Below are 21,539 nucleotides of genomic sequence, written 5' to 3'. Positions count from 1 at the left end.
TCGCCCACGGCGCACCTATGAGAGGCGCGGGGAACTGCGCGACCAGCCATGACGCAACCGTCAGATCGCCACCGTCCCAAGGGGGCTGTCTCAGCCGTATTCGGCCACCGGGCCGCAGAGCCTACGCAAACAGCTCCACCGGAAACGCCCCAGCCAGCGCCGCGTAACCCGCAGGGTTCATGTGGAGGTGGTCCCCCACGTCAAACGCGGGGTTCAGCCGCCGTGGCTGCTGCGGATCACGTGCGGCCCGGTCGAGGTCGACGACCGCGTCGAAACGGCCACTCGTGCGAATCCAGTCGTTGACCGCCTGCCGGGCCGCCTCGCGGGTCCCCCCGGGGTCGTCGTAGCCGTTGCCGCCGAAGGGCGTCAGGGTCGCCCCGTATGCCTTGAGCCCACGGTCGTGGGCCTTCGTGATCATTTCACCGTAGGCGGCGATCAGCTGGCCGGTCACCGCCTGCTGCGCCTGACTGGTGGCGCCGGCGGTTCCGATGTCGTTTATCCCCTCGAAGACGATCACCGAGGTGACACCGCTCGGGCCCAGCACATCGCGGTCGAAGCGGGACACCGCGCTGGGGCCGAGACCGTCGTTGAGGACCCGGTTGCCCCCGGCGCCCTGGTTCAGCACGGCCACGCCCGCCGTGCCGGGATTCGCCCTGAGCCGGTCGAACAGCTGGTCGGGCCAGCGGTCGTTCCCGTTGGTGGTGGAGCCGCGGCCGTCGGTGAGCGAGTCGCCCAGGACGACGGTGGCACGTTCCGAGCCCGGGGCCGTGACCTCCACGCCGCTGAGGAAGTACCAGTGCTCGACGGTGGTGGCACCGGGCAGCGCGGCATCCTGGCCGTGGTCGCCGGCGAGCAGGTACGAGGTGGTGCGCGAGCCGGGGTGCGAGGTGATGTCCTGTGACGCCTGCCCGGTCGCCAGGTACATCGTGACCGTCAGGTTCGAGTCCGGCTGCACCGCCAGCTCCAGCGGCTCGGAGACCGCCTCCTGCCCGACCGGCACGGTCACCGACTTCCGGCCCTGGAAGGTCACCTGCTGGGAGGTGCCCTCCTGGATGCGGTCCACACCGGCTCTCCCGTCCTGCGGCAGGGCCACGAAGACCGAGGTGACGGGCAGCGGGGCGCCACCGAACACGTTGGACAGCCGCAGCCGCACCTGCGCGCCCCCGAGCGAGACGTGCACGGTCTGCCGCAGGGTGCTGTCGACGAGCACCCCACCGGACTGCGTGAACGGCGCCGGAGGCATGTTGGACGGCTCGGTCAGCTGCGGCATCGCGGTCCAGGTGTGCACCCAGCGGGCGTCCGTCGCCGGCTCGGGGTGGTGCCGCGCGCCGGCGACGGCCGGATCGGCGGTGACCGTGGACGGGGTGGCCGTCCCCGGATCGCCTCCGCCGGCGGCGTGCGCGACGGTCGACCCTGCGGATGACACCGCGAAGGATGCCGTGCCGAACAGGCCGGCCGTGATCCACGAACGTCTTCTCATAGTGGTGTGCGCCTTCCTGGCTGGCGAACCCCACCCGGTGCGGGGGGTGCCCGGAGTCTCATACGGTTCGCAGCGTTCGCGCGAGACCATACGGCGCTTGGCGAACGGCTGTCGGGGCATCGGGCGATTGGTTCCGACGGCCGTCTGATGACCGGCCGGTGAACACCGTGGCACGGTGCCGATACTGCGTTTTCCGGGGGATGCCCCCGGACTCCCAGCCGGAAAGGCAGGCCGGCCGGGGTGGCCGGCGCGGACATCGCGCGGGAAACCTGAGTAACACCGCCGTGCGGCGGTGTGACCTACCGAAGGACGGGCATGCGCTACCCCTACGATCCCGAGCTGGCCGCGGCCTTGACGATGATGGCCGAGGTGGACATCACCGACCTGACGGCGGCCCGAGCCGCCCAGGCACGCGAGGTGGCCGCACGGCTGGCGGCCGTGGACACCACCGGTGTGATGGTGACGGAGCTGCGCGCGCCGGGGCCCGCTGACGCCCCCGACGTGCCGCTGCGCCTGTACCGCCCGGATCCCGCGCCGTGCCCCGGGCCGCTGCCCGTGCTCTACTCGCTGCACGGCGGCGGGTACGTGCTCGGCTCTCCCGACGTCGACCACGAGACCAACCTCCGCCTCTGCCGCGACCTCGGCGTCCTCGTGGTCTCCCCGGACTACCGGCTCGCGCCGGAACACCCGTACCCGGCAGCCCTGGAGGACTGCTACGCCGGCCTGTGCCTGCTGGAGAAGAACGCCACCGAGCTGAACCTCAGGCCCGATCGGATCGCGGTGTGCGGGGACAGCGCGGGTGCCGGGCTCGCAGCCGCGCTGACCCTGCTGAGCCGGGACCGCGGCGGCCCCTCGATCTGCTTCCAGTACCTGTGCAGCCCGGCCCTGGACGACCGCCTGACCACCCCCAGTGCCGTGTCCTGCACCGACACACCGGTGTGGAACCGCCGCAACGCGGAGCTGAGCTGGTGGGCCTACCTGGGCGAGGCAGCCGGCTCCGAGGACGTCCCCGTGTACGCCGCGCCCGCCCGCGCTGAGGCCGGCCAGCTCACCGACCTGCCGCCCGCGCTGGTCACGGTGATGCACTTCGATCCGCTGCGCGACGAGGGCATCCACTACGCGCAGGAGCTGCTCGCCGCGGGTGTACTGGCCGAACTGCACGTGTACCCGGGCACCTTCCACGGCGCCGTCATGGTCGAGCACGCCGCGGTCATCCGCCGGGTGACCGACGAGGCCACTGCGGCGCTGCGCCGGGCGTTGTCGCCATGAGGCCGGGGCGGTGCGGCGCAGGCTCCGTACCCGAGCGGCGTGGCCCGCGGTGGTGTCAGGGCAGCGGCGCCGTGCCCAGCCGGTACGCGTACAGCGCCAGCTGCGCGGCGAAGCGGTCCTGCGGGTCGCTCAGCCCGCGACCCAGCGCGCGCTCGGCGCGCACCAGACGTGCCGCGACCGAGCTGTGGTGCAGGTACATGCCCGAAGCGGCCTGGCGGAGCGAGCCGGTCCGGCAGAACGCGGCCAGCGCCTCGATCACCGCCCGGCCGCCCGGCTGCTCCGCGAGCGCCACCAGGGCCCGCACATCTGGCTGGTCCCGCAGCTGCGGCAGCGGAATCTCGGCGAGCAGTGCCACCGGACCCAGCTCGTCGTGGTCGACGATCGCCTCCTGCGGCGGCTCCGCCACCGCGAACCGCAGTGCGTTGCGGGCCTGCTTCCAGCTGGTGCGCGCGGTCAGCGCCGGCGCCGCGCCCCCCACCCCGGCCCGCACCTCGCCGGCGACCGTCCCGGGCAGTGGAGCCGCGGTACCCGGACGAGCCTCCCGGCCCGCCGGCCGGCCACGGCGGACGGCGCGCTCCCCGGCCCGTTCGCACAGCACCGTGCGCAAGGTCTCGCAGGGCGAGTCCGAACCGTCCCTGCGTTGCAGCAGTACCACGGCCTCGGCTCCCAGCCGGGCCACCCGGACGGTGCCGGGCAGTCGCCCGCGGCCGAACAGGGCGACCGCCGCAAGCCCGGCGTCCACGCCGTCCGAACAGGTCACCGTCGTCACCCGGAGCGGCGCAGCGGGATCGAGACCGAGCCCGCGCAGCGCATGCGCCCGGTCGGCGACGGGTTCATGCTCGGAGAGCACCCGCTCGACGAGCGCGGGATCGGCCACCTGCGGTGCGACGCCGTGCCCGGACCCCGATTCCAGGGTTCCGGCGGCGATCGCCATCCATTCGAGCACCAGGTCGTCGAACGGGCCCGGCACGCCCGGCCGTTCCAGCCAGACACGGCCGGTCGGGCGCAGGCCGGTACTGCCGGAGATCCGCCGTGGTCCACCGGTCAGCGCCGTGCCGTCCGGACCGGCGCGCACGCTCCGCCCGTCGGCCAGTTCCAGGCCGGCCGGGCACTCGGCGAGCCCCGCGGTGGACCGCACCAGCGCGGTCGCATCGAGGCCCCGGCCGAGCAGTGCCTGGAAGTGGGCGATGACCCGGACCGCGGCAGCTGCATCCGCGTCCAGGGCCGACAACCGCAGCAGCAACCCCTTCACACCCATCAGTTTAGAGAGGGCATGCTCATGCTCAAGAGATTGAGGGCAACCGTGACCGCGGTGGCGGCCACGCTGCTGCTGACCGCCGGTGCGATGGCCGCGACGTCGGCCAGCGCCGCGCCGTCCGGTGCCACCGCCTCGTTGCAGGAGGTGACGAACTTCGGCAACAACCCGGGCAACCTGCGGATGTACGAGTACGTTCCGAGCAACGTCAAGCCCAACCCGGCGATCCTGGTCGCGGTGCACTACTGCACCGGTACCGGTCCGGGCTTCTTCTCCGGCAGCGAGTTCCACTCGCTGGCCGACCAGTACGGCTTCATCGTGATCTACCCGGACGCCAACGTCTCGGGCCAGTGCTTCGACGTCTCCTCGCCGCAGGCGCTCAAGCACGACGGTGGCAGCGACCCGACGTCGATCGCCTCGATGGTCACGTACGTCGAGCAGCACAACCAGGCCGACGCGAGCCGGGTCTTCGTGGCGGGCGCTTCCTCGGGCGCGATGATGACCGATGTGCTGCTGGGGGACTACCCGGACATCTTCAAGGCCGGTTCGGCGTTCATGGGCGTGCCGTTCGCGTGCTTCGCCACCACGGATGGTTCGGGCTGGAACAGCCAGTGCTCCAGCGGGCAGATCACCCACACCGCCCAGGAGTGGGGCGACATGGTCCGCAACGCCTACCCGGGGTACTCGGGGGCGCGGCCGCGGGTGCAGTTGTGGCACGGCACGTCGGACACGACGCTGAACTACCACAACTTCGGCGAGGAGATAAAGCAGTGGACGAACGTGCTGGGCGTGAGCCAGACGCCCGTGTCGACCCAGACGTCCGGTAACACCACCCGGACCCGTTACGGTGCCGACTCCACCCAGGCGCCCGTGGAGGCCTACAGCATCTCGGGCGTGGGGCACTCCCTGCCGCTGTCCGGCCAGGCCGCCCAGGCGATCGCCTTCTTCGGCCTGAACGGCTGACCCGCGCACGACCGGGGTCACGGGCGCAGCCCCCGTGACCACCGCACCACGGGCCCGCGGGACGCACCTCCCGCGGGCCCCTGCGCGAGCCGAATGCGGTCCGCCTCGGGGGTACCCCTTTGTCCTGGGGTGCCGAAGGGCCGCCTTTGCTGGGGTGGGTGGGTCGGTGTCGCGGGGGTATGTACGTGCTCGGCCGGCGCGATTGCCCTGGACCGCCAGTTCACCGGCACCCAGCGGCGGTCCTGCGCGCGCACATACCCCCACGACACCTCCCGTCTCACTCGCGACTCTCCCCCGGTGGTTCGTTATTCCTTCCTCCACCCCTTTCGGGGTGTCGCCCCCCACGGGCATGGAACAAGCCCCACCGGGGTGCGGGTCGCGTACGAAACGGGAGGGGGCGTGGGGGATGTGCGCGCGCAGGACCGCCGCCGAGTGCCGGTGAACTAACGGTCCACGATCATCGCGCCGGCCGAGCACGTACATCCCCCACGCCCCCGACCCACAACGAAACAGAAGGCGACCCCAGCCAGAGCCGACCCGCAGTCGGCAACGCGCACCGGCACACGCCGCGCGCATCAAAGCCGTCCGGCGATTGAGGACGAGGCCGTCAAGGCCGACAAGGGGGGCCTGGGGGCAAAGCCCCCAGCGGGGCAACCACGGGGCGGCGCCCCGAGGAGAGGGCACCGTTTAAACCCCTCACGGCACCGATTCCCCCCAACGGAGTGACTCCCGTTCGTCGCAGGACATCTCCAACCCCTAATGTGACCCCGGGCAGCGCCCTTGCCGGACCACCGGAGGCATCACACCGAACCGCCGGAGGCACCCCGCACCCGCGGGAGGGGCGCGCGAAGCTCGGAGGGGAAGCACGCATGTCTGAATATGCCGATCGTGATCACATGAGCGCTCTGGTGTTCGGGCAAGCCGCACGTATCGGATATTTTCACGCCGACGGTATCGCCGAATCACTCGGAGTTCCGCTCGAAACGGTCGAGACCATTCGTCAGGAACTTCGGGACCTGGGCCTCCTCCAGCCGTCCGCGCATAATCCGGAATTACTAATTCCGGTACACCCCGATGTCGCAGCGACAGAGCTGACCAGCCCGGCGGAGCACGAGATACGCCAACTCCGCGCCGGCATCAACGAGGTGAAGCTCCGTCTGGGCCGGCTCACGCCCGCATTCAGCGAGGGCCGAAGACAGCTGAGCCGTGCCCGGCGCGGGTTCGAGCCGATCACGGCCACCGGTCAGATCAAGTGGGTGCTCAAGGAACAGTTCAGCGAGTGCCGCAGCGAGATCCTGATCAGCGGCACCTCCGTACCCGTACCCGAGGACATCCTGGAGATCGTCCGGGAGAAGCTCCGCGAGGCCTCCCGGCGCGGCATCCGCATCCGCGTGCTCTGCAGCCACGCCACCTTCGCGGATCCCGCCGCGCTCACCTGCACGGCCGAACTCGCCGCTCTGGGCGCCAGCATCCGGTCGCGTCCGGAGGTGGCCGGTCGACTGGTCATCGTCGACCGGGAGTTCGCCGTGGTGTTCAACGAGGGGTTGGGTGCCGAGGCGGGCGCACGCGAGGACACGGACGCACACGCCACCGACGCCACTGCCGGTGACGGGCCGGCGACCCGGCCCACAGGTCCGACCGAGGCCTGCGAGGACGGGCCCATGGCCGTCACGATCAACGAGCCCACCACGCTGACCGCACTCGGCGCCGGTTTCGATCTGTTGTGGCAGGATGCCAAACCCTTCGGCGAAGGCACCGCCAGGAACGCTTCGGTCACCGACGACTTGAAGGTGGCGATCGTGCGCCTGCTGGCTCAGGGTCACAAGGATGAAGTCGTGGCCAGGCGACTGGGCCTGTCTGTACGTCAGTGCAGACGGTATGTCAAGGAAATCATGGATGAACTCGACGCGGCGAGTCGCTTCCAGGCGGGCGCGAAGCTGGCCCTGGCCGGTTCGGTGACATGGGAGCAGACCGACTCGGACGTGGCCTGACAGCACTCGTCGCGATGAGGTGACGCGGGGTTCCGGCAGTCGCCGGGACCCTGTCCCGACAGCCGCCTCCCCGCGCGTCCGCCGTGGTCAGGAGGGTGTCGGGGGTGCGGATGCGAGGACGGTCGTTTGGCCTGTCCCTTATCGTCCACGCCGGCGTCCGGCCTACCACTCATCGCATTACAGGAGGGACGGTTGAGGATGTCTTGACCAAGCGATAAGCCTGTAACAAGCAGGTAGGAACTTCCTGCCATGCAGGTTGTTGCCGCGCGGATCAATCTGTGCGCGATCTAGACTCGCCTCCGCTTGCGGGTTGGCTGCTGGCTGGATTGTTCCCGTGCCCAGGGCGCTAAAGCGTCCCGGATCCCACCACATGGGCGTCCAGGAGGATAACGAGAGGGCTCTGCACGAACGACGGCAACGACGCAGCAAGACTGCACACAGATGCATATGGGTACATCGGGGGATCCATGCAACTCATCGACCAAAAGGCCGAGATCACGGCTCTGGAGTCTGCTCTGGAGGACTGTCGGGACGGCCGGAACCGAATCGTCCTCATCGAGGGCGCCGCCGGATGCGGCAAGAGTGAGCTTCTCGCGACCTTTGCGGAGCAAGCCACGGCCACGGGGGCAAACGTACTGTTCGCGACGGGTTCCACCGCAGAGCGGGAGGTACCTCTCAGCACGCTGCGTCAGCTGCTCGACGGCATACCCTCGCTCGATCTGGACGAGGTGCACAGGCAGGGCACGGGCCCCCTCTCGATCGGAGGGATGCGCGAGCTGCACTTGCGCCTTTGTTCGATCTCGGAGTGTGCTCCCGTTGTCTGTTGCATTGACGATCTGCAATACGTGGACGACGCCACACAACAGTTCCTGGTCTATGTGGCACGCCATCACAATCGTTCGACCAGGATTCTCCTGGTCGTCACGCAGACTCTGCATTACAGCCCTTTCGACGCGAAGTTCAGTACGGAACTCCTGCGCCGTCCGACCCTGAGTCGACTTCAGCCTCAGCCCTTGACCGCCAATGAAGTGGTGCACGCACTTTCCCGTTATCCGGGATTGACCGAGCAGGACGGAATGGCGGCGGCGTTGCACCGGATCAGCGGGGGAAATCCGCTGCTGCTGCGCGCGCTGCTCTCCGAGCACACCGGTGTGCGTACGCCGGCCGCCCTGCGGCCCACCGTCATAGAGCCGCAGCCCGGCGGGGCGTTCGCCCGTGCCGTGGTCAGCTGTCTCCAGAGCTGTGGGCAGAACGTGCTGACGCTGGCCGCCGCAATGATCGTCCTGGAGCAGCTCGCCACCACGTCGCTGCTGGCCCGGCTGATCGGCACCACCAGGACCGCCGTGTCGCAGGGCATGTCCGCGCTGGAGTCCTCCGGGCTGAGTGGCGAGGGGCTCCGGCATCCGGTGGTCAGGACCACCGTCTTGGACCATCTGCCACCCGGCACGCTGGCCGAGATGCACCGCCGCGCCGCGGACATCCTGCACACCCAGGGCTGTGACGCGAGCGAGGTGGCACGACACCTGCTGGCCGTCGTCTCCGAGGGCGGTACGCCGGACTTCCCTACGTGGGCCGGCGACGTGCTGCGCAGCGCCGCGGAGGAGTTCGTGGAGCGCGACATCGAGCAGGCCGTCGGGCTGCTGGAGCTCGCCCACCACGCCTGTGCGGACACCGAGAAACGCGTGGCCATCAAGACCCGGCTGGCGGCCATCGTCTGGCGGCTCGACCCGGGCCTGTCGGAGCAGCACCTGGCGGACGCGGTCCAGGGGGCCCGCTCCGGTGCGGTCCCGGTGTCCCAGCTGCTGCCGCTGCTGCACCTGCTGGTGGCGCAGGGCCGGATGGCGGAGGCCGCGGACGTGCGCGGGCTGATCTCGTCGCTGCCGGAAGACGTCACGGCGGACGCCTCGGACCGGGTGTACCGGGCGGCGATGGACCCGGACGGCACCCCGGTGGGCACCGAACCGGACTTCCTCCTGCCCACCCGGCTGGCCGGCTCGCCGGACGAGTTGGCCGCGGCGCAGCAGCACGACGAGCAGGCGTTCGCCGTGGTCGGTTCCAGCAGCGCCGACATCACGCGGTTCTTGCAGAGCACCAAGCTGACCGGCGCCACGGTGCCGCCGATCGTGCAGGCCATCATGGCCCTGACCACGTCGGAGGACCTGGAGCGCGGGGCGCACTGGTGCCGGGTCTTCCGGGATGAGGCACAGCGCTTCGACGCGCCCGGCTGGCAGTCGCTGTTCTCGGGGCTGCATGCCCAGGGGCTGCTGCGGCTCGGGGATCTGTCCGGTGCCGAGCAGCACTCCCTGGAGGCGCTGGACCGGCTCTCCGACCAGAAGCCCAGCGACTTCTCGTACTCCGTGCTCTCCACGCTGCTGCGGGCGCGCACCGAGATGGGGAAGTACGCGGAGGCTGCGGCGATCGTGGAGCAGCCGGTCCCGGACACCCTGCACCTGACCGTTCACGGCCTGGCCTACTTCCGCTCCCGTGCCCAGTACTACATGGCCACCCGGCAGTTCCAGGCGGCGCTGATCGATCTGTTCCAGGTGGGGCGGTTGATGAAGAAGTGGGGTATCGACCGTCCTCTGGTCCTGCCGTGGCGCACGGACGTCGCCGAGGTACTGCTCCAGCTCGGCCAGGTCGCCCGCGCCGAGCAGCTGGTGCACCGGCAACTCTCCATGACCGACGGGCGCCACCCCTGGGTCCGGGGCACCTCGCTGCGGCTGCGCGCCGCCACGAGCGACCCCAAGCGCCGGCCCCACCTGCTCCACCAGGCGATCGCCGAGCTGCGGAAGTCCGGGGACAAGGTGGCCTTGGCGCGTGCCCTCGCCGACCTGGGCGACGCACTGGTCGCGCTGGGCGATCCGCTGGCCCGCACCATCCGCAAGGAGGCCCTGAGCCTGGCGGCGGAGTGCAAGGCGGCGGTGCTGCATGAGCGGATCCTGCACGGCGCCCCGCCGGAGCTCGGCCCGCGGATCGAGCCCGGTACCGTCCACCCGGTTGCCGGGCGGGAGAAGGAGGCGGGTTCGACCCTGAGCGAGTCGGAGCGCCGGGTGGCGTCCTTGGCGGCCCTGAAGTACACCAACCGCGAGATCTCGGGGATCCTGCACATCACCGTGAGCACCGTGGAGCAGCATCTGACGCGTGTCTACCGCAAGTTGAACATCTCGCGTCGCCAGGATCTGCCGGCGCGCCTCGATCTGCATCCGATGGATGCGTCGGAGGCGCTGTGACGGCGTCATGGTCTTCGTCATCCCTTGCGGTATGGAATCGGTCCCCCTTCGGGGTGCTGTGGCGACCGCCGCGCGCGGTCGCGTACCGGCACCCCGTCGCGGCTCCGTGACGGTCGGCCTTTCACGGCGCCGTTCAGGTCATGAGGCCGTTCGGGTCAGGGTTCCGTTCAGGCCGCGTGCCGGTGGCTTCGATTCCTGGTCGTCTCGCGACGGCAGCGGTGAACGGTCGTACGGCAACGGCTCCGGGTGCGGCCGTGCGGTCCTGCGGGTGGTCGGCTCCGGTCAGGCGCCTATCAGCTCGCGGACCGTGCGGGCGACGGACGCGTCCTTGAGCATCCCGTCGTGTTCGATGTCGAAGGTGATCTCGGTGCCGACGAGTTCGGCCTCCGGCAGCAGCAGCGCGGCGCGGGTGCGGCTCAGTCCGCTGCTGGTGGTCGACGAGCACAGGGCGGTGCCCCGGGCCCACAGCTGGATCACGTCGGCCCGGTCGGCCACGGCGAGCACGCAGAGCCGGGCAGCCGCCCGCTCCAGGGCGCCCATGGCCCCGCTCACCTGCGTGGTGGACGGCGTGCCGATGGTGGTCCGGGGGGTTGACGGTCGGTCCGCCGCGGATGTGGGCGACGTGCCGGCCTCGACGAGCAGGGCGTGCAGTCGGGTGGCGAGTGCGGTCGGATCGTCGCCGCATGCCGCCACCACCGAGGCGGCGCTCTCCCTCAGCCGCGTCAGCCGATCCGGTCCGGCCGGCTGCGAGAGATCGTCGATGAGCGCGAGGAACTCGTCGTAGACGCCGTCGGTGTCCACGAACTCCGGGTCGATCAGCAGGATCTCGGGAAAGGTCTCCTGCCAGGCGGCCACGGTCTCGGAGAGCACGGCCGCCAGCACACCGGCCACGCCGCAGGCGAGCACCGCACGGACTTTCAGGCCGCTCTCCCGTATTTCCCGGGTCAGGGGCCGGACGTATTCCTCGATCTCGGCATCCCATGGCAGGGCGCGCGCTGTCCCCCGGGTACGCCAGACGGTGTGCGGGGTGTCCATCAGCGAAACGAGGTCGCGGTATCCCTCTACATCGGTCTCGGTGACCGGCCAGTCGACAACGAGAACGAGCTGATCCGAATCCGCGGAACGAAGTTCTTCCCAATACTGGAGATCGCTCACTGTCGGGCTCTCCTTTCCCGTCTCGCCTCAGCTGGCCGTCCCACTTCTACGGCCAGTCAGGTTACGGTTCTGTGTCGACGGGGGTAACCCCTAGCTCCCCCTAACTCGGCGTCGAAATCGTCCCCCTAACCCGTAGGGGAATACGCCTCGTGATTCTCCTGGGCGGTACGGCACCGCCACCCCCCACAGCCCCGCCCCCGAAGTGACGCAGGTCACTCCTACACCGCCCTGGCCTGCAAACATAAGGGTTTTATAGGGGTAGGGGGACGAGAAACAGGGGTACCCCACACCCGGCCGGCACACCATGATGGACAGTTGAAGCAGGTGTTCCCGTGGCCCGCGGAAACGGCCGCGTGACATGCAGAGCGGCGCCCGTCCGTAAGGCGTGAGCCCGATACGGGCGGTGAGCGTGCGAACCGAATGCGTAAGAACACCTGCCGATGCGCGAGAAACTTGCCGAATCGAAGACGCGCGGCAACGGGGGCATGTCTCAGGCCGTTCCGGCACTGGGCCGGGAAGCTCCCGGGCTGTTCAAGGATCGGGGGAGTGCGGTCCGTGGGGAGAATGACGAGGAACCAGGTGATGGCCAGGTGATAGAGGAGATAGTGCCTGACCGGGTTGTCGCCGAAGAAGCTTTTTCTGACCTTCCGTCCGGTCCCGAACTCGGGTTGTTCCCCGAGGAGGCCGCTCTGGTGGCGCGTGCCGTGCCGGAGCGCCGGCAGGAGTTCGCCACCGTACGGGCCTGCGCACGGCGCGCCCTGGGCCGCATGGGACTGCCGCCCGCGCCGCTGGTGTGGGCCCGCCGGGGCGCCCCCGTCTGGCCGGACGGCATCGTCGGCAGCATGACCCACTGCAAGGGCTTCCGCGGTGCAGCGGTGGCCCGTAGCGCGGACGTCGCCTCGGTCGGCATCGACGCCGAGCCCGACCAGCCGCTTCCCGCAGGGGTGCTGGACGCGATCGCGTTGCGCAAGGAAGCCATCTGGCTGCGCGAGCTGACCGACTGCCACCCCGGCGTGTGCTGGGACCGGCTGCTGTTCAGCGCCAAGGAGAGCGTCTACAAGACCTGGTTTCCGCTGACCCGGCGGGAGCTCGACTTCGACGAGGCGGAGATCCGGATCGATCCGCTGACCGGCACGTTCACGGCACGGCTCCTGGTGCCCTGTCCGACGGTGGACGGCCGGCCCGTGCACTCGTTCACGGGCCGGTGGCTGGCCCGGCGCGGGCTGGTCGTGACCGGCATCACCCTGACGCGGGTGCGTACGGGGGCGCCGAGCGCTGCGCTGGCGGGGGGTGTGGTCACGGCCTGACGTCGGCCGTTTCCACTCGGGCCGGGGGCTCTGCCCTCGGCCCCCTTTGTCGTCCCCGCCCCTTTCCCTGCCCCCTTCCCCGCCTTTTTCAGAGTGCTCCCCTCGCTCGCTCCGTTTCCCGTCCGTCACATACCCCCGTCCGGACCTGACTCGCCCCCGCCCTACCGGACATCTCCGCTGACGCCTTGACATCGCCGTTCACTTGCCGCACTACTGAACCTGCTTGTCCAGCGATGTGATGAAACGGTGTCCGGCCCGGGACCCGAACCGCGAGGTCGGATCGCAAGGAGGGGTTCCGTATGTCACGCACACCGTTGTGGCGCGTTCGGCGCAGAGTCGGCAGCAGGGCCATGGCTGTGGTCGCCGGGTGTGTGGCGGCGGGGCTGCTCGTCGCGTGGACGCCGCAGGCCGCGCTCGCCGGGGCGGGCCGGGCGGTGGACGGTCCGGGCGGTGCCGGCGAGTTCCGTTCGTCGTTCGAGGACGGTGATCCGGCGCCGGACTGGACCGATACGCTGGAGACGCTGCCTGACGGCACGCCCAAGGCGTCGGGCGTCGACGGTGCGCAGTCCGCCCTGGACACCGGTCCGACCTCCTCCCCCACCGCCAAGACGAACGCCGGCTTCAGGGGCGGACACGCCCTGTACTACGGCGGCACGCACCGCTCGGCCGGCCGGGCGTACGCCACCACCAAGGTTTTCGACGTCGACGTGGCCGTGCGGAAGGACACCCGGCTGTCGTACGAGCTGTTTCCGGCGATGGCGGAGGATGTGCGGGACTACGACGCCACTTGGGCGTCGGTGGACCTGGCCTTCACGGACGGCACCTACCTGAGCGAGTCGGGCGCCGTCGACCAGCACGGCTTCCGCCTGAGTCCGCGTGGGCAGGGCACGGCCAAGTCGTTGTACGTCAACGAGTGGAACGCCGTTGCCGCCGACATCGGAGCCGTCGCCGCCGGGAAGACGGTCGACCGGATCCTCGTCGCCTACGACTCGCCCCGGGGCCCCGCGGCGTTCCACGGCTGGGTCGACGACATCACGCTCCAGCCGCACCGCCCCGAGCCGCCGAAGGCGCACCTGTCGGACTACGCGGTCACCACCCGCGGCACCAACTCCAGCGGTGACTTCTCACGCGGCAACAACTTCCCGGCCACCGCCGTGCCGAACGGCTTCAACTTCTGGACGCCGGTGACCGACGCTTCGTCACTGAGCTGGCTGTACGAGTACGCGCGCGGCAACAACGCGGACAACCTGCCCACCGTCCAGGCGTTCAGCGCCAGCCATGAGCCGAGCCCGTGGATGGGTGACCGGCAGACCTTCCAGGTGATGCCCTCGGTGGCGAAGGGCACCCCGGACGCGTCCCGGACGGGCCGCGCGCTCGCCTTCCGGCACGAGGACGAGACGGCCCGCCCGTACTACTACGGGGTGACCTTCGTGAACGGTCTGCGGGCTGAGCTGACGCCGACCGATCATGCGGCGATGCTGCGGTTCACCTATCCCGGCGACGAGGCGAGCGTGATCTTCGACAACGTCACCGACCAGGGCGGACTCACGCTGGACCGCGCCCACGGCATCGTCTCGGGCTACTCGGACGTCAAGTCCGGGCTGTCGACGGGCGCGACCCGGCTGTTCGTCTACGGAGAGTTCGACGCGCCCGTCACGGACGGCGGGGCCCTGCCGGGTGACGAGGGCGGTGACAACACCGGCTATCTGCGGCTGCGGCCCGGCGCCGACCACACGGTCACGCTGCGGCTCGCCACCTCGCTCATCGGCACGGACCAGGCCAGGGCCAATCTGCACCGGGAGATCCCGACCGGCACGCCCTTCGACCGGGTCGAGCGCGCCGCGCAGCGGCAGTGGGACGACCTGATGGGCCGTATCGAGGTCGAGGGTGCCGGCCAGGACCAGCTGACCACGCTCTACTCCGACCTCTACCGGCTGTACCTGTACCCGAACTCCGCCTTCGAACGGGTCGACGGCAAGGACGAGTACGCCAGCCCCTTCTCGCCGCCGGCCGGCGCGAACACCCCCACCCGCACCGGCGCGAAGATCGTCGAGGGGCGCCCGTACGTCAACAACGGCTTCTGGGACACGTACCGCACCACCTGGCCGGCCTACTCGCTCCTCACCCCGCAGCGGGCGGGTGAGCTGGTCGACGGCTTCGTCCAGCAGTACAAGGACGGTGGCTGGACGTCTCGCTGGTCGTCCCCGGGCTACGCGGACCTGATGACCGGCACCTCCTCCGACGTCGCGTTCGCCGACGCCTACGTCAAGGGCGTGCACTTCGACGCGGAGGCCGCCTACGAGGCCGCGGTGAAGAACGCGACCGTCGTCCCGCCGTCGTCGGGCGTGGGCCGCAAGGGCATGACGACCTCACCGTTCCTCGGCTACACCAGCACCGACACCGGCGAGGGCCTGTCCTGGGCCATGGAGGGCTACGTCAACGACTACGGCATCGCGCGGATGGGCCAGGCGCTCTATCAGAAGACCGGCAAGTCCCGGTACCGCGAGGAGTCGGCGTACTTCCTGAACCGCGCCCAGAACTACGTGCACCTCTTCGACCGCGACGCCGGCTTCTTCCAGGGGCGCGATGCCAACGGCGACTGGCGGGTGCCCTCGGCGCAGTACGACCCGCGCGTGTGGGGCTACGACTACACCGAGACGGACGGCTGGGGCTACGCGTTCACGGCCCCGCAGGACTCCCGCGGCCTGGCCAGCCTCTACGGCGGCCGGCCCGCGTTGGCCAAGAAGCTGGACACGTACTTCGCCACCCCGGAGACGGCCGCCTTCCCCGGCTCGTACGGCGGCGTCATCCACGAGATGCGCGAGGCCCGTGACGTCCGGATGGGCCAGTACGGGCACTCCAACCAGGTGGCGCACCATGTGACGTACATGTACGACGCGGCCGGCCAGCCGTGGAAGGCGCAGGAGAAGATCCGTGAGGTGCTCTCCCGGCTCTACACCGGCAGCGAGATCGGTCAGGGCTACCACGGCGACGAGGACAACGGTGAGCAGTCCGGCTGGTACGTCTTCTCCGCGCTCGGCTTCTACCCGCTGGTGATGGGGGGCGGCGAGTACGCCGTCGGCTCCCCCCTGTTCACCAAGGCGACGGTGCACCTGGACGGCGGCCATGACCTGGTCGTCAACGCCCACGGGAACAGCGCGCACAACGTGTACGTGCAGGGCCTGAAGGTGAACGGCAGGCCCTGGTCGTCGACCGCTCTGCCGCATGCGCTGCTGGCGAAGGGCGGCACCCTGGACTTCACGATGGGCCCGAAGCCGTCAGCCTGGGGCTCCGGAGCGGACGCGGCGCCCACCTCCATCGCCCAGGACGACACGGTGCCGACGCCGCGCGCCGACGCCATCGAGGGGGACGGTCCCCTCTTCGACGACACGTCGGACACCTCGGCGCCCGTGACCTCCGTGGACCTGCCGGTCCCGTCGGCCACCCGCGCCGTCCAGTACACGCTGACGTCCGCCGACCACACGAAGGCGCCGACGTCGTGGGTCCTCCAGGGGTCCCAGGACGGCAGCACCTGGACCGACGTCGACCGACGCGACGGCGAGTCCTTCCCGTGGGACCGGCAGACCCGCGTGTTCTCGGTGCCGAAGCCGGGCTCGTACCCGCACTACCGGTTGGTGATCGGCGGGGGCGGCGAAGGGACGCTGGCGGAGGTGGAACTGCTGGGCTGAAACGGCGCGCGGAAGCGCCCGTGGGGGGAGGGCGTTCGAGAGGTCCGACCGTCTGCGCCCCCGCGCCTCCGCAGCCTCCGGCTCCCCCGCCACTCTCCACCTGCTCGAATCGACGGTGCTCGCGTCTCAACAGCGCTCGCATCAAGCTCGCATCAACACGGAAGGGATCCACGTGCTCTCAAGAACCCCGTTCGGGATGCGCCGGTTACGTCTCGTCCTGGTCACCGTCCTGGCGGTGCTCGCCGCCGGTGTCGTCGCCGTGTCGTCGTCCGCTCCCGCGCAGGCGGCCGGTGCCCCGCTCTCCGCCACCGGGCAGAAATGGCGGCTCAAGGTCAACGGGCTGTACGTCTCAGCCGAGATCGACGCGTCCGGGAACGACGCGGGCAAGCTGCGGGCCCGGACGACCTCGCCGGGCGGCACGGAAGAGTTCACGCTGCACACGGACACCGGCGGTGACACGGTCACGATCAGGTCCCAGGCCAACGGGCTGTACGTGTCGTCAGAGATCAACGACAGCGGTGACCACGCCGGCATGCTGCGGGCCCGGGGCACCACCACCGGCTCGTGGGAACGCTTCGAGGTCGTCCCCGGCAGCGACGGCAGCTATGCCCTCAAGTCGGCCGCGAACGGGAAGTACGTCACCGCCGAGTTCAATTTCACGGGGGACGACGAGGGGCTGCTGCGGGCCCGCTCCGACACGGTCGGGTCCTGGGAGCGAATCACCCTGGAGAAGGCCGGCGGCACCGGCTCCACCACCGCACCGCCGGCACCCAGCGGTGCGGCCGGCGGCACCCACCACGTGACCTCCTGGAACGTCTGCGCGGACCACAACGGGAGCTGCTCACTCGACCAGGCGACCTCGTCCAGGATCACCGACACCATCGCACCGCAGATCGAGAAGAACGGCCCGGAGGCGGTGTTCCTCCAGGAATTCTGCGAAAAGGCGGCCAAGCCGCTCGAACTGCGGTTGGAGCAGGACACGGGCCTCGGCTGGGACGTGCGGTTCGCGCCCGTCTACCTGGAGGTCAGCGGGGCGAGCGGTCTCATGGCGCAGAAGAACTGCCAGAACGACACCGCCGGCGTCGACCGCGGGGCCTTCGGAATCGCGGTGGCCGTTCCGGACGAGAACACCTGGTACCGCGCCTACCTGCTGCCCTCGCCCACCGGCAAGCAGCAGCGACCGGCGCTGTGCGCCACCGTGCCGTCCAAGGGCATCGCCTACTGCGGCACCCACTTCAGCTCCGGCGGAGCGAACTGGGACGACCCGGACGGCACCTGGCGCAAGAAGCAGGCCGACAGCTTGCAGGCGGACATCCAGGGCGTTCAACAGGCCGGGTTCGAGCCGCTCTTCGGCGGTGACCTGAACGTCATCCCGCCGGACTCCAGCACGATCGAGAATCCCGACGTGCGCTCCACCCTCACCGCCCTCTACGCGAGCTACCACGAGTGCGACCAGCCCGCGGCCGACTCCCCCAGGTCCGGGGACCCGACCCACGGCACCCTGAAGATCGACTACGTCTTCGGCTCCAAGGCGGCTTCCTACGCGTGCACCGTCACCGACTCCAGCGCGTCGGACCATCGGCTGATCAGTGCCACGGTGACCTACTAGTGCGGCAACGCTGACGGCCTGGGAGGCCGTCAGCTTGCCCAGGAAATCACGGAAGTGGGTGGCCAGGTGCAGCTCACGGCGGCGTAGTCAGGACCCGTTGCCGTCCAGACTGCGACGGAGCCGCTCCCGCATGCCCACCGCCCGAGGGTCCTGGAAGTCTGCTTCGGTGAGCAGTCGGACCGCCTGCGACAAGGCCTGACGTGCCGCCTCCTGGTCCTTGTCCTCGAGGGCCGCGGCCAGGCCGACCAGGGCCAAAGCCTCGTTCCAGGGGTCGCCGAGTTCGTGGTGGACGGTGGCGGCACGGCGGTGGAAGTGGACGGCTTCCTCGGCGCGGCCGATGCGCGTGCAGGTCTCGCCGGTGCCGTGCCAGGCCCGGGCCTCGCGGTTGCGGTTGCCGAGGCGGCGGTGGAGCACGGCGGAGCGGTGGTAGGAGGTGAGGGCATCCTCCAGATGGCCCGCGGTCTGCTGGGCGTCCCCCAGGGTGAGGAGCCAGTAGGCCTCCAGTCGCTGATCGCGCAGGCCGAGGGCGAGGTCGAGTGCCGCCTGAGCGGACACCAGGGCCTGCTCGACCTCGCCGTGCTCGACCTGCCACTCGGCGAGCACCCGCAGGATGTTGCCCTCGCCGCGCTGGTTGGCCAGGGCACGGTGCGCGGTGAGCGCGGCACGGATGGCGGCCTCGGCGTCGGGGCGGCCGGCGCCCTGGTACGCACTGGCAAGGTTGGATCGTGCGCCGGCTTCCCAGCGGTCGGAGCCCTGCTCGTGGAAGAGGTCGATGGCCTGCTGGAAGTGGTCTGCCGCCTCGGCCAGACGTCGGGTGGCGAGATGGACGAGGCCGATGAGGTTGAGCGCGTGCGCCTCTTCGAGCCGGTCACCGGTCTCACGGCAGATGCTCAGCGCGTTGCGGTAGCACCTGAGGCTGTCGGTGGGCCGGCTGATTCTGGTGTAGCTCATGCCCAGGGCGGTGAGCAGTCGACTCTCTGCGCCCCGGTCCCCCAGGCGCTCGGCCGCGGACAGGCCGATGTCGCTGATCGCAATCCAGTCGGCTCCGGGGGCGGAGGGGGACCCTGCGTACCAGAGGATCTCGCAGAGCTGGCAGGCCAGCCGGACATGCCCTGCGTCGGACGCGGCGCGCACCGCCCTGAGCAGGTTGTCGTGATCGCGCTCCGCCCAGTCCACCGCCGCGTCGTAGTCGGCGAAGGGCGTGGCCTGCACGCCTTCGGGTGGTGCGCCGAGCGGTAGCCGGGGCTCCGACGGGTTGATCCAGCCTTGGGCGGCGTCAGCGGAGTGGAGGTACCAGCTCAGTACGCGGTGCAGCGCGGCGTCACGGTCCTGGGGCAGTTCCTCGTGCTGAGCCTGGTCGGTGGCGTAGGCGCGCAGCAGATCGTGGAACTCGTAACGGTCCGGGGCGGTCTGTTCCACGAGGTGCGCACCGACGAGGGAGTCGAGCAACTGTCGTGCGCGGTTCGGGGGTAGACCGGCGAGGGCGGCCGTGGCGTGGAGGCCGAAGTGGGGGCCCGGGTGCAGTCCGAGCAACCGGAAGAGTCGGGCGGCATCCGCGGACAGCGCTCGATAGGACCATGCGAACACGGTCCGTACGGCTTCGGCCTCCTTGTCGTCTCCCGTGCTCAGGGCGTCCCAGAGTGCGGATTCGTCGCGGAGGTCGGCGATCAGGTCGTGCAGCCGGAGATACGGGTGGGCCGCGGCGCGCTCCGCAGCGATGCGCAGGGCCAGGGGAAGCCGGGCGCAGAGCTCTGCGAGTTCGGTGAGCTGTTCTTCGTCGTCCTCGGGACGGTATCCGGCGGTGACGGCGCGCAGGAGAGCGACGGCCTCCGGTTGGGGCAGCGTGCCAAGGGTGAGCCGGCGTGCCCCGTCACGGACGGCGAGACCGGACAGCCGGCTCCGGCTGGTGACGATGACCAGGCTTCCCGCGCTGGCGGGCAACAGGGGCCGGACCTGGCTCACCGTGGCGGCGTTGTCCAGCACGACGAGGATGCGGCGGTCGGCCAGGATGGACCGGTACAGCGCGGCGGCCGCGTCCAGGTCCGGGGGAATCGCTGAAGCGGGTACGCCGAGTGCGTTCAGAAATCGATGGAGGGTCTCTTGGGCCGTGACCGGCTCCGCGGGATCGTAGCCGCGCAGATTGACGTACAACTGTCCATCGGGAAAGCGACTCTGCACCTGGTGCGCCCACCGCAGGGCCAGTGAGGTCTTTCCGGCTCCGGCGGTTCCGGCTATGACGAACACCGAAATGACCAGTGGGCTGCCGTCGCCGTCCGCGAGAACGGCGTCCAGCTGGGCGAGTTCGCTGCTGCGGTTGACGAAACCATGTATATCGGCGGGTAATTGTCGCGGTGTGGGGGTGGCGATGCCGCGGTCTCCGGTCGCGGATTTCCCGTGGAAATGGACTCCTCCACTGATGTTTCCCGCCTGCACCACATCGTGCGACGAGCCCGACAGATCGTTTTCGGTTCTGCCGGGCTGGTTCCGATCGTTTGTGGGCTCGTTGATGTCTCTACTCCACCCGTGTCTTCGCGTCGGTTGCAGTGTTCCACTGCTCGGGCGGAGGCAGCTGCGCCACTTCACGCCGGACGTAGTCGCGTACGTCTTCGCCGATTCTGTAGAGCGCTCGGATGTAGTTCTCCCAGCGTTCGATGAGTTCGGGATCCGTATGACGAATCGCTCCGTCCGGAACGCCCGTCTCGCTGTACATCACGTGGTAGAGCGTGCCGCCACCGAGCACGACCACTTCGGGCAGGAGCCCTTCGCGCTCCGATTCGGCGACCTGGTCCGCACTCACCACATGAATGTGCTCGCCGCATTCTGCGCGTACCCGCTGCGAATTCAGCTCCCACTGCATGTAGGGAGTCAGCGGCTTCTGAGCCACGCGTACCCGATGGAAGACGGTACGGCGACGCACGTCGCCCTGGTGGACCTCGGTCAGGGCATTCCGTCGCTGCTCGGTGTCGAGGAGCCGAAGCGCTTCGGTCCAGTCCCCTCGGCGTACCGCCGCCCAACTTTCGTTGCCCAGTTCCTCGAAGTGCTGGCGCCGCTCCAGCTTCCAGGAGTCCCGGTTCCTGATCGCGGCGTCGCGTTCCCGGAATTCGCGTCGGTACCCTTCCCGGGTGAGCCGCTCGCCCCGGTCGACGGAGAGCGTGGGTGCGCGCAGATCAAGCATCAGGAATATCCGATCGTGCCGCGCTGAGCATATTTCCCGGAATGACGACGAGTCGCTCATCGCAACCAATCGCCACACCTTGGGGCAGGCGTGACGCATAAGCCGTGGTGAGGTCTCTTCCGATCACCGCGATATCTCCGTTGTCAAGCTGCCAGATGTCCGGGCATTCGTCGTGGCCGTCGGAATTCCCCAACTCTGCGGCTGACTTTCCCAGTCGGCGCTCGAATAACGCGGACGGATCCGCCTCCCATGCACGGGCCATGGCCGCCTCCAGTCGTCGTGGATGAGATCTCCAGCGCATTTTAGGTGCCTGGACCAAGCGGAGCAACGACTCAGACGCGCCACGTGACGCCGACGCCTAAATACTACAGGCATATGCAATATTCATATCCACCTGCACGGCGGGGAGATTGCCC

13 protein-coding genes and 1 pseudogene are annotated in these 21,539 nt (G+C 69.8%); 8 read left to right on the top strand and 6 right to left on the bottom strand.

Annotation, left to right across the window (positions count from 1 at the left end; translation table 11 throughout):
• Positions 1-121: 121 nt before the first annotated feature.
• Positions 122-1,480: an SGNH/GDSL hydrolase family protein gene (locus tag NQO67_RS37975; protein WP_255955047.1), complete on the bottom strand. Its 1,359-nt coding sequence runs from the start codon at positions 1,478-1,480 to the stop codon at positions 122-124.
• 315 nt (positions 1,481-1,795) lie between these two features.
• Here NQO67_RS37975 and NQO67_RS37970 point away from each other — a divergent pair, with 315 nt between their 5' ends.
• The gene (locus NQO67_RS37970) at positions 1,796-2,749 is read left to right on the top strand and encodes an alpha/beta hydrolase (RefSeq protein ID WP_255955046.1); all 954 of its coding nucleotides are present in this window, start codon (positions 1,796-1,798) and stop codon (positions 2,747-2,749) included.
• Positions 2,750-2,804: 55 nt separating this feature from the next.
• Here the strand turns inward: NQO67_RS37970 and NQO67_RS37965 are convergent, their stop codons facing one another.
• Positions 2,805-4,001 carry a PucR family transcriptional regulator gene (locus NQO67_RS37965; RefSeq protein ID WP_255955045.1) on the bottom strand — a complete coding sequence of 399 codons (1,197 nt, stop codon included), beginning with the start codon at positions 3,999-4,001 and terminating at the stop codon, positions 2,805-2,807.
• 27 nt (positions 4,002-4,028) lie between these two features.
• Here NQO67_RS37965 and NQO67_RS37960 point away from each other — a divergent pair, with 27 nt between their 5' ends.
• The 4 genes and pseudogenes from NQO67_RS37960 (at position 4,029) to NQO67_RS37950 (ending at position 10,188) form a co-directional block, all read left to right on the top strand.
• Positions 4,029-4,967 (top strand): extracellular catalytic domain type 1 short-chain-length polyhydroxyalkanoate depolymerase, encoded by a 939-nt coding sequence (locus NQO67_RS37960; protein WP_255955044.1) that lies wholly within the window; start codon positions 4,029-4,031, stop codon positions 4,965-4,967.
• 761 nt (positions 4,968-5,728) lie between these two features.
• Positions 5,729-6,958 (top strand): helix-turn-helix domain-containing protein, encoded by a 1,230-nt coding sequence (locus NQO67_RS37955; RefSeq protein ID WP_255955043.1) that lies wholly within the window; start codon positions 5,729-5,731, stop codon positions 6,956-6,958.
• A gap of 467 nt (positions 6,959-7,425) precedes the next feature.
• Positions 7,426-7,866, top strand: a pseudogene (locus tag NQO67_RS44695) (AAA family ATPase); the annotation flags it as partial.
• 105 nt (positions 7,867-7,971) lie between these two features.
• Positions 7,972-10,188 (top strand): LuxR family transcriptional regulator, encoded by a 2,217-nt coding sequence (locus NQO67_RS37950; protein WP_255955042.1) that lies wholly within the window; start codon positions 7,972-7,974, stop codon positions 10,186-10,188.
• A gap of 282 nt (positions 10,189-10,470) precedes the next feature.
• On the opposite strand, the gene NQO67_RS37945 is transcribed toward NQO67_RS37950, so the two are convergent.
• Positions 10,471-11,343, bottom strand: a complete 873-nt coding sequence (locus tag NQO67_RS37945) for a hypothetical protein (RefSeq protein WP_255955041.1) — start codon at positions 11,341-11,343, stop codon at positions 10,471-10,473.
• Positions 11,344-11,933: 590 nt separating this feature from the next.
• Here NQO67_RS37945 and NQO67_RS37940 point away from each other — a divergent pair.
• The 3 genes from NQO67_RS37940 to NQO67_RS37930 all read left to right on the top strand — a co-directional run bounded on the left by NQO67_RS37940 (position 11,934) and on the right by NQO67_RS37930 (position 17,948).
• The gene (locus tag NQO67_RS37940; RefSeq protein WP_255955040.1) at positions 11,934-12,650 is read left to right on the top strand and encodes a 4'-phosphopantetheinyl transferase family protein; all 717 of its coding nucleotides are present in this window, start codon (positions 11,934-11,936) and stop codon (positions 12,648-12,650) included.
• 299 nt (positions 12,651-12,949) lie between these two features.
• On the top strand, positions 12,950-16,339 hold the full coding sequence (locus NQO67_RS37935) for a GH92 family glycosyl hydrolase (RefSeq protein ID WP_255955039.1): 3,390 nt from the start codon (positions 12,950-12,952) through the stop codon (positions 16,337-16,339).
• 172 nt (positions 16,340-16,511) lie between these two features.
• The gene (locus NQO67_RS37930) at positions 16,512-17,948 is read left to right on the top strand and encodes an endonuclease/exonuclease/phosphatase family protein (protein ID WP_255955038.1); all 1,437 of its coding nucleotides are present in this window, start codon (positions 16,512-16,514) and stop codon (positions 17,946-17,948) included.
• A gap of 87 nt (positions 17,949-18,035) precedes the next feature.
• Here NQO67_RS37930 and NQO67_RS37925 read toward each other — a convergent pair whose 3' ends face one another.
• The 3 genes from NQO67_RS37925 to NQO67_RS37915 all read right to left on the bottom strand — a co-directional run bounded on the left by NQO67_RS37925 (position 18,036) and on the right by NQO67_RS37915 (position 21,385).
• Complete coding sequence (locus tag NQO67_RS37925) at positions 18,036-20,384, bottom strand: ATP-binding protein (RefSeq protein ID WP_255955037.1); 2,349 nt, start codon at positions 20,382-20,384, stop codon at positions 18,036-18,038.
• Between the two features lie 76 nt (positions 20,385-20,460).
• The gene (locus NQO67_RS37920) at positions 20,461-21,123 is read right to left on the bottom strand and encodes a DUF6879 family protein (protein WP_255955036.1); all 663 of its coding nucleotides are present in this window, start codon (positions 21,121-21,123) and stop codon (positions 20,461-20,463) included.
• Positions 21,116-21,385 carry a hypothetical protein gene (locus tag NQO67_RS37915; protein ID WP_255955035.1) on the bottom strand — a complete coding sequence of 90 codons (270 nt, stop codon included), beginning with the start codon at positions 21,383-21,385 and terminating at the stop codon, positions 21,116-21,118. Before NQO67_RS37915 ends, NQO67_RS37920 begins: the two co-directional genes overlap by 8 nt.
• Positions 21,386-21,539: the final 154 nt, after the last annotated feature.

The organism is Streptomyces odontomachi (assembly GCF_024435355.1).
Taxonomy (GTDB): domain Bacteria; phylum Actinomycetota; class Actinomycetes; order Streptomycetales; family Streptomycetaceae; genus Streptomyces; species Streptomyces odontomachi.
Note: the sequence above shows the minus strand (reverse complement) of the source record. Positions and strands in the feature narration are given on the sequence as shown.